Source organism: Paenibacillus sp. MZ04-78.2 (genome assembly GCF_024213375.1).
GTDB lineage: Bacteria > Bacillota > Bacilli > Paenibacillales > NBRC-103111 > Paenibacillus_G.
This window is the reverse complement of sequence record NZ_JANAVJ010000007.1, coordinates 172795-183922: the sequence shown is the minus strand read 5'-3', so window position 1 is coordinate 183922 and position 11128 is coordinate 172795. Positions and strand designations below refer to the sequence as shown.

At 55.2% G+C, this 11128-nt stretch carries 15 protein-coding genes; 5 read left to right on the top strand and 10 right to left on the bottom strand.

Going from position 1 to position 11128, the window contains the following annotated elements:
• Positions 1–302: 302 nt before the first annotated feature.
• Positions 303–545, top strand: coding sequence for a type II toxin-antitoxin system HicA family toxin (locus NLX71_RS08445; protein ID WP_309248928.1), 243 nt, complete (start codon positions 303–305; stop codon positions 543–545).
• A gap of 29 nt (positions 546–574) precedes the next feature.
• Positions 575–991 (top strand): type II toxin-antitoxin system HicB family antitoxin, encoded by a 417-nt coding sequence (locus NLX71_RS08440; protein ID WP_254363145.1) that lies wholly within the window; start codon positions 575–577, stop codon positions 989–991.
• A gap of 251 nt (positions 992–1242) precedes the next feature.
• Here the strand turns inward: NLX71_RS08440 and NLX71_RS08435 are convergent, their stop codons facing one another.
• The 9 genes from NLX71_RS08435 to NLX71_RS08395 form a co-directional block, all read right to left on the bottom strand.
• Positions 1243–2202, bottom strand: coding sequence for a SpoIIIAH-like family protein (locus NLX71_RS08435; RefSeq protein WP_254363144.1), 960 nt, complete (start codon positions 2200–2202; stop codon positions 1243–1245).
• Positions 2203–2265: 63 nt separating this feature from the next.
• Positions 2266–2898: a stage III sporulation protein AG gene (gene spoIIIAG / locus NLX71_RS08430; RefSeq protein WP_254363143.1), complete on the bottom strand. Its 633-nt coding sequence runs from the start codon at positions 2896–2898 to the stop codon at positions 2266–2268.
• Positions 2899–2903: 5 nt separating this feature from the next.
• Positions 2904–3638 (bottom strand): stage III sporulation protein AF, encoded by a 735-nt coding sequence (gene spoIIIAF / locus NLX71_RS08425; RefSeq protein WP_254363142.1) that lies wholly within the window; start codon positions 3636–3638, stop codon positions 2904–2906.
• 29 nt (positions 3639–3667) lie between these two features.
• Entirely contained in the window at positions 3668–4894 is a 1227-nt protein-coding gene (gene spoIIIAE, locus NLX71_RS08420; RefSeq protein WP_254363141.1) for a stage III sporulation protein AE, read from the bottom strand.
• A gap of 63 nt (positions 4895–4957) precedes the next feature.
• Positions 4958–5347, bottom strand: coding sequence for a stage III sporulation protein AD (spoIIIAD, locus tag NLX71_RS08415; protein ID WP_254363140.1), 390 nt, complete (start codon positions 5345–5347; stop codon positions 4958–4960).
• Positions 5348–5362: 15 nt separating this feature from the next.
• Positions 5363–5566, bottom strand: coding sequence for a stage III sporulation protein AC (gene spoIIIAC, locus NLX71_RS08410; RefSeq protein ID WP_010499062.1), 204 nt, complete (start codon positions 5564–5566; stop codon positions 5363–5365).
• Between the two features lie 34 nt (positions 5567–5600).
• Complete coding sequence (gene spoIIIAB, locus NLX71_RS08405; protein WP_254363139.1) at positions 5601–6119, bottom strand: stage III sporulation protein SpoIIIAB; 519 nt, start codon at positions 6117–6119, stop codon at positions 5601–5603.
• A 34-nt stretch (positions 6120–6153) separates the two neighbouring features.
• Positions 6154–7140, bottom strand: a complete 987-nt coding sequence (gene spoIIIAA, locus NLX71_RS08400; RefSeq protein WP_254363138.1) for a stage III sporulation protein AA — start codon at positions 7138–7140, stop codon at positions 6154–6156.
• Between the two features lie 69 nt (positions 7141–7209).
• Positions 7210–7482, bottom strand: a complete 273-nt coding sequence (locus NLX71_RS08395) for a YqhV family protein (RefSeq protein ID WP_254363137.1) — start codon at positions 7480–7482, stop codon at positions 7210–7212.
• A 136-nt stretch (positions 7483–7618) separates the two neighbouring features.
• Between NLX71_RS08395 and comA the strand changes: the two genes are divergently transcribed.
• From comA to NLX71_RS08380, 3 genes are read left to right on the top strand one after another with little or no spacing between them, the layout of a single operon-like run.
• Positions 7619–8458 carry a phosphosulfolactate synthase gene (gene comA, locus NLX71_RS08390; protein WP_254363136.1) on the top strand — a complete coding sequence of 280 codons (840 nt, stop codon included), beginning with the start codon at positions 7619–7621 and terminating at the stop codon, positions 8456–8458.
• Positions 8459–8479: 21 nt separating this feature from the next.
• Positions 8480–9229, top strand: a complete 750-nt coding sequence (locus NLX71_RS08385) for a 2-phosphosulfolactate phosphatase (RefSeq protein ID WP_254363135.1) — start codon at positions 8480–8482, stop codon at positions 9227–9229.
• A gap of 60 nt (positions 9230–9289) precedes the next feature.
• Complete coding sequence (locus tag NLX71_RS08380) at positions 9290–9754, top strand: DUF441 domain-containing protein (RefSeq protein WP_254363134.1); 465 nt, start codon at positions 9290–9292, stop codon at positions 9752–9754.
• A 1-nt stretch (position 9755) separates the two neighbouring features.
• Here NLX71_RS08380 and NLX71_RS08375 read toward each other — a convergent pair whose 3' ends face one another.
• Entirely contained in the window at positions 9756–11012 is a 1257-nt protein-coding gene (locus tag NLX71_RS08375) for an aspartate kinase (protein ID WP_254363133.1), read from the bottom strand.
• Between the last annotated feature and the right edge of the window lie 116 nt (positions 11013–11128).

The following is an 11128-nucleotide window of genomic DNA, read 5'->3' as shown; positions in this document are numbered from 1 at the left end:
ACGCTCTTACACCTCACACACAACCAGAATAAATGAAGACTCTTTCCATGGAACAAGTTTACAAAAAAATCTCCGCCACGTACAGCAGAGATTTTGGGCGTTTATAAGATACCTGAATAGTTACATTTATTTTTCGTAATTTTTCATGTGCTTAAACTGATTTTGTGAGCAAATTTGTGAGCAGAAATAACAGTTAATCTAAAAGATCCCTTACCAGTTTTTTTGACTTGGAATAAGGACTATTTTTTCGAGACATTAATTACCTTGAACAATACACATGCATTAATTATGCGCATTTTTTATTGACGCTCATAATTAATGCATGTTATAATAAAGACAAGAAAGGAGGATATCGCTTGAAAAGTTACTCTTCTAGGGATTTAATCAAAATGGCTAAAGAGCGAGGTTGGTATTTCGATTCACAAGAAGGTAGTCATCATCATTACAAGCATCCAACATACAAACACAAACTAACGATACCACACCCTAGAAAAGACTTGAAGCCAAAAACTCTGCGTAATATTCTAAAGGACATGGGGCCGTAAGGCTCCTGTCCGAAAGGAGAGAATATAGATTGGATAGATACGTATTTCCTGCTTTGTTTGAGTCTGAGGAAGGAATCGAAGGCTATACGGTTTCGTTTCCCGATCTGTCTGGATGTCACACTGAAGGGGATTCATTGGAAGACGCCTTAACCATGGCTAAAGAAGCGCTTGGCCTCCACCTCTATAGTATGGAGGAAGATGGCGATAGCATACCAGTGCCATCCAACATCGCCAGCCTACCGTCCGTAGAAGATGGGTTTTATACGTTGATTGAGGTCAGGACAGGACCGATCCGGGATAAACAGTTAAATAGGTCTGTCACCAAAAACGTAACATTGCCCCGTTGGCTGGAGCTTGAGGCCACGGCTGCACAGCTCAACTATTCTCAGGTGTTACAACACGCATTGAAACAGGAACTTGGCATTGTGGAAAAGCAACAAAATTAACCTTTAGACTTAGTTCGAATTTTTACGAGAGCTAAATAAAGTACCGCCTAACGATGCCTGCGCGGAACAATTTCCTTCTCTGGGAAGAGCGCGCCGTATCCGGTCCCGTCCGGAAGACGGAAAAGTCCCGCGAATAAGAAAAGTAAATGCCGAAAGCAGTCGAATAATGCAAAAAAAGAAGAGCCGGGTTTCATTCATTCCGGACTCTCCTTACATGCAGATTCTTCTTGTCTACCCGCTTCAGATTCCGGTTAAGGAATCATTTGCACCGATACGCTGTCAGGACCAACGCTCAGTTCTTTGATTGTTTTGTCAATGATGCTGAGCGCTTGGCTTTTCTCCAGCTTGCCTGCTTGGACGGTGACCTTCCACTTGTTGGAATCTTGTGTGACAACAGCCTGCGGGAAATCTTTCGTCAAGCTTTCTTCGAGATTCGTGACTTTGGCTTCCATATCTTCGATTTTTCGCAGCTCTTCCTGCGCCTTGACGGCAGCTTCGGACGTCTGTTTCGGGTCCGCGATAATCGTCAGGAGCTGCTCAGCTTTCTTAGCCATCTCTTCGTTGCGCTTCAACTGAAGGTTTACAAAATAGTCCTTCCCCGATTGGGCATGGGCCTGCGCTTGCACCTGCTGCAGCACTGCGGCGTCCGTTTTGTTTTTGGAGACCGGCTGAGCGGCGATCGACGACGTCTCCGCTCCCGCGCTGCCGGGTTTTTCACCCTTTCCAGGCTTTTGCTCCGGTTTGCCTTCGGGCTTCATCTCGGGCTTCTGTTCGGGCTTCATCTCAGGCTTCATTTCCGGTTTTTGCTCCGGCTTCATCTCCGGCTTTTGTTCAGGCTTCATTTCCGGTTTCATCTCGGGCTTCATTTCCGGTTTTTGCTCCGGTTTCATCTCCGGCTTCTGTTCGGGTTTTATTTCGGGCTTTTGCTCGGGCTTGATCTCGGGCTTCTGCTCCGGTTTCACCTCAGGCTTCTGTTCGGGCTTCACTTCCGGTTTTTGCCCCGGCTTTTGCTCGCCTCTCGGACCGGCGTTCGCATCCGTCGCTGCGGGATGCGTCGCGTCCGTTTGCCCGGCGCTGATCGTCATTTCCTTCGGCGTCGTTCCCGTCACTTCCACGTTGCCCACGTCTTCCGTAAACAGGTAGTAGGCGGACAGCACCACCATCAAACTAAGCATGGATACAAGCCAAATGGTTTGTCTTTTCGAATTCATTGTATATCCTCCTTAACGTTTATCCTTGTTTAAATTGAATGTATCGCACCGGCCTCGTACGGCTTACTGCTTGCGAGGCTGGATCGATATCCGGTGGGCAGGTACATCCAGCCCGCGTTCTACCGCTTCGGTAATCATTTTTTTCACCGTCAAATTTTCCGCGCCCTTGGCGACGACGAGCACGCCGCGGATTTTCGGCTTGATCGTCTTGACGACTAGCGGCTGCTTGCCGCCCGAGATTTCGTAGAGCACAACTTCGCCGTTACGGGTCACGTCGGTGATATGTCTCGTGGCCCCCTGCGGATCTTTTTCATTGGTAATTTGCTGCGTTTCCTTGGTGTTGCGCTCGACGTTCAGTTCCTCCGTCGACTCAATGGTCACAAGCACTTCCACATCGCCCACTCCGACAATTTTCGATAAGACGTCTCTGAGCTCGGTTTCATACGTTTCCTCATAATCTTTGAACAGGCTCCGCTCTTTGCTGCCCTGACCGAAGGCCGGCTTGGTCTGATCGGGAGGAGACGCCCGTCCCGTGCCGATGGGGTCTACCTCCTTCACGGTGATAAACGAGTTCAGAATCATAAGCGCGGCGCCTACGAGCCCGAGCAGCAGCACCCATCGGAACGCCTGCACCCGCTTAGGACGGCCCGGGCCGCCGCCAAGCCACGATTGCATCCTTCTCCGCATCTCTCCCATCCGCATCACCTCCCCACCGCCAGCTCCAGCCGGATTTGCTCTTCGCCTACCTGCCAATCCTGCTCCAACATCAGTAATATTTGCGTCTTTTTCTGCATCCATTCAGGCGGCAGCTTATTTTCATCCGATTCCCTGTTGCTCATCCGGGAAACAGGCTTCGATTGCGGCTGTCCGATGCGGATATCGACACCGGCAACGGGCTCGACCGGTTTGACCGGCTCGATCCCTCTGCCCGGTCTTGAAGCCGTATCCGTAACGGACGTAACCGGCGGCTGCGGCTCCAAGGCAAGGGAGACGCTGCGGATGACAAGCTGGCCTTCGCGATCGGCGGCGGTCTCCACCTGAATGCTTCGCACCTTCACACCGGCCTTCTGCTCGATGCTTCGCTTCATTAGATCGGCAGCTTGCGTCTCCACCAGCTTGCGCGATTGCTCCTGCTGTTTGGCTTTCAGCGCTTCGGCCCGCTGCAGGGTGACGGGCAGCGACTCGACCTCTCCGCCCGCCATCCGTTCCGGGCTCGCGGCTCCGCTTTTGAACAGCGCATCCTTGACGCGCTCATCCAATTGGGAGCGCTGGCCAAGCAGTGAAAAGAGCGGCTGCAGCAGCGTAAGCAGCAGGAACAGGCCGATCACGGTTTTGACGTAGCGCTGCATCGACTGGTTCGGCAGCAGCAGGTCGACAAAGGCGGCAAGCAAGATGACCATGACGATCGACTTGAGCCACCCGCTCAGGAAGTCCAATCGTCATCCTCTCCTTCGTGGGGCGGGGTTCAGCGCATCATGACGGATACGTTGCCGGCGGCAATGACAATGGTGATTGCCAGGAAGAACATCAGTCCGACGACGGCAAGCGCCGCAAATACGAAAATCAAGCTTTTTCCGATGGTTTCCAAACACGAAATCATCGGGTTATCTCCCAAGGGCTGCATCACCGCGGCCGATACATTATAAATGAAGGCAAGCGCCAATATTTTGAGCGCCGGGAACGCGCAGAGCACCAGAAGAATGACGACCCCCGCCAGCCCTACCGCGTTTTTCACCAGCAGCGAGGCGCCGATCACGGTCTCCGAGGCGTCCGAGAACAGCCGCCCGACCACCGGTACGAAGTTGCCTGCAATATACTTGGCCGTCCGGATCGTCACCCCGTCCGCCGCGGCGCTGCCGATGCCTTGTACCGAAACGACCCCCAAAAATACCGTCACGAAAACTCCAAGACATCCTACGCTGACGTTTCGCAGCAAATTGGCGAGCTGGGTCACCTTGTATTTGTCCGACAGCGAGCTGACAATATGCAGCACCGCCGAGAAAAACAGCAGCGGAAATACGATGAAGTAGATCGCCGTCCCGACGGCGTGGATCATGAACACGATCAGCGGGTGCAGGACGGTGACCGACACCACGTTGCCCATCGAGGCGAGCAGCGTAAGCATCAGCGGCACGACGGCAATCATGAAGTGGATCATATCGGTGATCGCCGATTTCGCATAGCCGATCGCGACGCTGAAGCTGTTGACCGCCATAATCATCAGGACGAGAAACGAAATGGCGTAGGCGATCTTGCTGACGTTATTTTTCTCGAAGGAGCTTTGCAGCGTTTCCAGCAGCATGCTGAACACCGTAAGAATGACGATGGAAACGAGCAGCTTGCCATTGTAGAGAAGCTCGTGAAACAAATATTTGAACAATCCCGAGAAAACAGAACCGAGGCCGAAATCCTTGGCTCCGAGCAGCAGCTCCATGAAGCTCGGGGCCCGGCTGTCCGGAAAATATCCGCCGTACTGCCGGGTCAGCCGGCTCCAGAATTGCTCGACCTGATCGAGCGGCAGCCGCTGTGCCTGCTCCCGGATCAGCTCTTCCGCCGGTACGGCGGCATACGCGGCGCCGCAGCAGCCCGCTCCCCCGTCCAGCATGAGCGCCAATGCCATACCAAGCAGCAGTCCGAGCCGGAGCGTGCCACTGGCGGCCAATCTGCCGCACGAATGTCGGAACCTTTGCATCCAGCGCCGCCTCATCGCTTCGCCTCCACCCGCTTTTTCATGCCGAGCCGCCCGTCTCCGGAGCTACGCGGGAAGCAGCTTGACGACCGTTTCGATGATCGCCGAGACGATCGGAATCGCCATCACCATAATGAGAACTTTGCCGGACAGCTCGATTTTGGAGGCCATCGCTTCCTGACCTGCGTCCCGGACGATCTGAGCGCCGAATTCGGCAATGTAGGCGATGCCGATGATTTTCAGAATCGTCTTTAGAAAGATCAGGTTGATATTCGCCTTGTTAGCCAGTTCCTCCAGCACTCCGATCACGCCGGATATTTTGCCGATCAGGAACAGGAAAATCGTAATGCCGGTGAAGGCCGTCAGCAGGAAGGCGAACATTGGCTTTTGCTCCTTGATGATTAGCACCAGCACGGTCGTCACCAACCCGAGCCCTACGATTTGTATGATCTCCACGGGCTTCACCTGCTTTTATTGGAAGAGAAAAATCGTCTTGATCTCTTTAAACAAGCTGTCCAGCAGCCGGACCACCATAAACAGCACGACGACGAAGCCGATCACGGTGACCCAATGCGCCATATCTTCTTTGCCCATCTGCTTCAGCACGGTATGAATCATTGCGATAATGATGCCGATGCCGGCGATCTGGAATATCGCGTTTACGTCCACGTTCATTGGCGGCACCTCACCCTTAAGCCTGGCTCTGCTTCTAATACATTAAAATGACGACTAACGCGCCCATCAGCAGGCCGAGGCTTTTCCACATCCGCTCGTACCGCTCCCGCTCGTCCCGCGCAATGTCCGCTTCCCCTTGCAGGCTGCTGACGGCGAGTCTCAGGTGCTTCACCTGATCATCGCGGTCCGTCAGCCCCAGCGTAGAGCCAAGGTGCAGCAAAATGTCCCGCTCCGCCGCTTTCATCGACGTCGTCTTCCATCCCCTGCTCACCATCAGCTCCCAAACGGCCTGTACGGAACGGCCGCCAGGCTTACCGAGTTCCTCCGCTGCGGCCGCAAACAAAGCGCCCACCGGGGAGTCGTCCGCTCTTGCGGCGCGTCGGAGCGCGTCCGGCAGCGGCGTGAAGCCGTAGACGATTTCCGTTTCCAACCGCTGGAGCATGCGGATCAGCTCGGCGATTTGCCTCGGTCGGCGCGACAATTGGGAAGCTTGGTAAAAGCCGAACAATGTGCCTGCCAGCAAAATCAGCATGGCGCCAAGCAGCTTCAGCATGCGGGCTCCTCGTCCTCTTCGCCGGTTCGTCTCATCAGCTCAGCCCCCCTCTCCAAGCCAGCCTGTCGTCCAGCCGTTTACCCTGCTTGTCATAGACGGCCGTTTCCGGACCCGCTCCTGGCGGTCTGGCCAGCACCACGAAGCGGTCGAACACGCCGTCTTCGAGCAGCTCGCGCAGAATCGGACGACGCCTGAGCTCCGCAGCATCCCGGCCATGGGCGGTAGCGATGACGCCGACTCCGGCGTGCAGCGCTTCGTGGATCGCAAGCGCGTCCTCGGCCCGGCCGATCTCGTCGGCAATCAGCACCTCCGGCGACATGGAGCGAATCATCATCATCATGCCTTCCGCCTTCGGGCAGCCGTCCAGCACGTCCGTCCGGTACCCGACATCGAAGCGGGGCACCCCTTTGACGCAGGCGGCAATCTCGGATCGTTCGTCGACGATGCCGATCTTGAAGGACCGGCGCAAGCCGTTGTCCGCTCCTCCCGTGGCAAGCATGCGGGCCAGATCGCGGATCAGCGTCGTCTTTCCCTGCTGCGGAGGGGAGACAATCAGCGTGCGGTACACCCGCTCGCCGCCCGGTTCGAGCAGATAGGGAAGGACCGGCTTGGCGGCATGTTTCCATTCCCGCGCCAGCCGCACGTTGAAGCCGCTGACATCCTTGATGTACTTCACCTTTCCCTGTTCGAGGACGGTTCGTCCGGCGAGGCCGATCCGGTGTCCGCCGAAGACGGTAATGAATCCCCGCTTCAGCTCTTCCTCGAACGTGTACATCGAGTGCTGCGTCAGCTGCTCCAGCAGCTCGGCGCAGTCCCGGCGCGTCGGCCGGTAGGCTTGCCCGGGATCGGCGCACAAGCCGCCCTTGTCCGATACGAAGCCGCAGCCCGAAGCCCAGACAACTTCCAGAGGCCTCTCTTCGCGGATTCGGATTTCTTGCAGCTCGGCTGCAATGCGGGTTGGTAGAGTTGCTAGGATCTGCCGCATATCGGCAGAGAAGAACGGCAGCAGCGACCGGATCATGGCTATCCCTCCCAAGCTGTCCATCTTTTACAATCATATGTATGATGCAATCTACTGAACTATGACCGATTACTTTTTTAAGATTCCAATAAAAATGCAGCTTACGCCGATAAGCACCCATAGCATTTTGCCCGCCGACAGCTTATCGGCCATGCCCACGAGTCCGATCGTCGTTGTCGTAAGCAGCACGAAAGGCCCGACCAGCGCCAGTCCCGAATTGATCAGGAGCGCTTTCTCAATCTGGTTATAGCGCAGCATAAGCAGCCCCGCCATGATCTCGATGCTCCCCGAGAAGATTCGGATCAGCGCCATGCTGAGGACGATTTTGTTCATGACCGACATGCGTTTCCCCCCTTCGCTTTCCTTATCTCATGTTATGCGGGCTCGTCTCATTTTAGGCTTGCTGGGCACACCATTCGCCCAAAATGCATATGATGACACCGTAATTCAACTTTAAGTTACTGCGAGGCGATAAAAGATGGAGGTTACATCACCGCTGCAGTGGAACACCCTGCTCAGCGATCCGACCGGGCGTCGTACGGATAAGCCGCGAGCCTTAGGCAAAACGATGGTGATCGACAAGGGCCTTGGGCTTCATGCGCTTGAGGATTTGTTGCAGACGGCCGGCGTCTATATCGACATGCTGAAAATCGGATTCGGCACTTCGCCGCTTTATAAGACGGGATTGCTTAAGCGCAAAATCGAAATGGCCAAAGCCCACGACATTATGGTCTATCCCGGAGGCACTTTTCTGGAGGTGGCGATCCGTCAGGATGCGGTCGATCATTATTTTGATATGGCAGCTTACATGGGCTTCAGCGGGGTGGAAGTGTCGGACGGAACCATCGAGATGCCTCGAAGTCTGCGCAGCGAGCTGATCTCCCGAGGCGTGGATGCAGGGCTCACAGTCATCACCGAATACGGGAAAAAAGGGTGGGGCTCCACCATCGAACTGGACGAATTGATTGAAACGGTGATCGTGGATACCGGACTTGGCGCTGCGCTTGTCACGATCGAAGGCCGGGAATCCGGCAAAGGCGTCGGCATCTACGACGCTCAAGGCGCTTGCAAGGATAAGGAAATCGCGCAGGTACTGTGCCAGGTGCCGAGTCCGGGCGTTCTGCTCTGGGAAGCGCCGCAAAAGGAGCAGCAGGTGCATCTGATCCAAATGCTGGGAGCCGACGTTCATCTCGGCAACGTCGCTCCTTCGGAAGTCATCTCGCTCGAAGCGCTCCGTCGCGGGCTCCGTTCGGATACGATGCTAGCCGAAGGGCTGCAGTCCGTTGCCGTCGGCCATTCGTGGGATTGGCAAATTTGAAGCGGAGGAGGTCCGGTTTCCATGAATATTCAAGTGATCGCCTCCATTAACGAAGCGAGGTCCGACGATCTTCAACACAAAACCGTTATTGTCATTGATGTGCTTCGTGCGACCTCTACAATGCTGACAGCGCTAGCCGGGGGATGCCGGACGCTCATCCCGGTGGAAACGGTGAGTCAGGCGAAAAGCTTGCAGGGCCCCGGGAATTTGCTAGGGGGTGAACGTTCGTGCAAAAAAATTCCCGGCTTCGACTTCGGCAATTCTCCGCTTGAGTATACGCCTGATGCCGTGTCCGGAAAAACGTTAATCATGACGACGACAAACGGCACCCGGGCGATTCATAAGGCCCGGAAGGCGGATCACGTACTAATCGGCGCTTTCCTGAACGCCGGGGCCTGCGCCCGCAAGGCGGCTTCGCTGGATCAGGAAATCGTGCTGGTCTGCTCGGGAGCCCAAGACGTATTCTCGCTGGAAGACGGCCTCTGCGCCGGTCTGCTTGTGCGCGAATTGCTCGGGCTGTCCGGCTGCGACCCGGACAGTCCGGCCGCCGCACAGGCGGTCGGCGATTTCGGCCTGGCGATGCTGCACGCCTACCGGCGGGTGCAGGATCGTCTGACCGAAACGCTGCTCTCCTGCGCCGGCGGACGACGGCTGACCAAGCTCGGCTTCCGTGACGATGTGACGTACTGCTCGCAAATCGACGTCTTGTCCTTGGCCCCTATCGTACGTACCGGGAAGCTGGAGCCGGAGCAAGCCTCCGCCTTGCTCTAGTTCTAAACTAAGCCCTCATTCATACACTGGAAAAGAAACCAATGGACAAGGGGCCTGACCATGAACGGAGACATTTTGCTGGTGGCGCTGATCATCATCGGTCTGATCGGCCGCTCCCATATTATTACAACAGCCGCCTGCGTGCTGTTGATTATTAAGCTCATCAGTTTGGAACGGTATTTGCCTACCATCGAACGGCGAGGGCTGGAACTGGGGCTGCTGTTTTTGACGATGGGGGTGTTGGTTCCGTTCGCCAGCGAACGAATTTCCATTAAAGACGTGACGTCGATGTTCACCACTTGGCCGGGGATCTTGGCCTTGGTCGGGGGCGCAATCGCAACGTACATGAACGGCAAGGGCTTGGAGTTATTAAAAATAGACCCACAATTGATTGTGGGTCTTGTCATTGGTTCCATCTTCGGGATTATTTTCTTGAAAGGCATTCCGGTCGGACCGCTGATGGCCGCTGGCATTACCGCTTTTCTGTTTAAGCTGTTTACGTTCATTTTCGATAAGCTGCGTTAGCTCATCTTCTATCGGAAGGACCGCCCACGAATACGGTCTGATCCGTATCGAGGCCGTAAGCGCTGTGCAGCGCCGCGATCACTTCGTTCAAACGGTCGTTTTCAATGACGCAGGACGTCTTGATTTCGGACGTGCTCACCAGCAGGATGCTGATCCCGAGCTCGGAGATGACCTCGAACATTTTGGCCGCGACGCCCGGCGTGCTGACCATGCCCGCGCCGACGATGGATACTTTGACCAGATTGGTTTCCGAAGTCACTTGACGGAAGCCGATTTCCGGACGAATCCCTTCGATGACTTGAAGCGCCTTTTCTTGATCGGACAGCGATACGGTGCAGGAGAAATCGGCGAGACCGTTCTGTACGCCGCTTTGGACGATGATATCCACATCGATTTGCGCATTAGCCAAGGCGGTGAACACTTTAGCCAGTTGCCCCGGCTTTTCTTCCACTCCCAAAATACTGATTCTCGCCACGTTTTTGTCGTAAGCAATGCCGCGTACTACGATGCCTTGTTCCATCGCCGCTTCCTCCTTCACATTCGTGCCCTCATTATGATTGAAGCTGGATCTGACGACCAGCTGTACGTTGTAATTTTTGGCGTATTCCACGGCGCGCGGATGCAGAACCGCTGCCCCGAGGTTAGCAAGCTCCAGCATTTCGTCGTACGAAATTTCGCTTAGCTTGCGCGCGCACTTCACGATCCGCGGATCGGTGGAATAGATGCCGTCCACATCAGTGAAGATTTCGCAGACGTCCGCTTCAATGGCAGCCGCCAGCGCTACGGCCGTCGTATCCGACCCGCCGCGTCCAAGCGTCGTAATCTCGCCTTCCTCCGTCATGCCTTGGAAACCCGCAACGATGACGATTTTGCCGGCTGCGATCGCATTGCGGATACGATCCGGGCGGATATCGGTAATGCGCGCCTTGCCATGAAGCGCTTCCGTGTACATGCCGGCTTGCCAGCCCGTAAACGAAACGGCTTCATGCCCGAGGCTGTGGATCGTCATCGCCAGCAGCGCAACCGAAACCTGCTCGCCTGTCGTCAGCAGCATGTCCATTTCTCGCGCCGGCGGCGTGCCGGGGCACAGTTGTTTGGACAAATCGATCAAATCGTCCGTTGTATCTCCCATGGCCGAAACGACGACGACACAACCGTGGCCTTCAAGCTTTCGTTCCACGATGCGGTTCGCCACACGCTTCATCCGCTCCGCGTCACCTACGGAGCTCCCGCCAAATTTCATCACTATCAGAGACAAAGCTGCTCACTCCCTACGCAAACTTTTACATAACTAGTGAGTTATTATATCATAAGCTCTGTCTCTCTTGAAATAGTAAAATATCAACCCGAGCAGATAGATAAGTTGCCGTCTGT

Excerpts from the sequence above, each read along its gene's own strand:
- NLX71_RS08380 (WP_254363134.1), top strand. The coding sequence starts at position 9,290 with ATGAACGGAGACATTTTGCTGGTGGCGCTGATCATCATCGGTCTGATC.
- NLX71_RS08395 (WP_254363137.1), bottom strand. The coding sequence starts at position 7,482 with ATGTCGGTCATGAACAAAATCGTCCTCAGCATGGCGCTGATCCGAATC.
- spoIIIAG (WP_254363143.1), bottom strand. The coding sequence starts at position 2,898 with ATGGGAGAGATGCGGAGAAGGATGCAATCGTGGCTTGGCGGCGGCCCG.
- NLX71_RS08385 (WP_254363135.1), top strand. The coding sequence starts at position 8,480 with ATGAATATTCAAGTGATCGCCTCCATTAACGAAGCGAGGTCCGACGAT.
- spoIIIAA (WP_254363138.1), bottom strand. The coding sequence starts at position 7,140 with ATGATCCGGTCGCTGCTGCCGTTCTTCTCTGCCGATATGCGGCAGATC.
- spoIIIAE (WP_254363141.1), bottom strand. The coding sequence starts at position 4,894 with ATGCAAAGGTTCCGACATTCGTGCGGCAGATTGGCCGCCAGTGGCACG.
- NLX71_RS08435 (WP_254363144.1), bottom strand. The coding sequence starts at position 2,202 with ATGAATTCGAAAAGACAAACCATTTGGCTTGTATCCATGCTTAGTTTG.
- spoIIIAB (WP_254363139.1), bottom strand. The coding sequence starts at position 6,119 with ATGCTGAAGCTGCTTGGCGCCATGCTGATTTTGCTGGCAGGCACATTG.
- comA (WP_254363136.1), top strand. The coding sequence starts at position 7,619 with ATGGAGGTTACATCACCGCTGCAGTGGAACACCCTGCTCAGCGATCCG.
- spoIIIAC (WP_010499062.1), bottom strand. The coding sequence starts at position 5,566 with ATGAACGTGGACGTAAACGCGATATTCCAGATCGCCGGCATCGGCATC.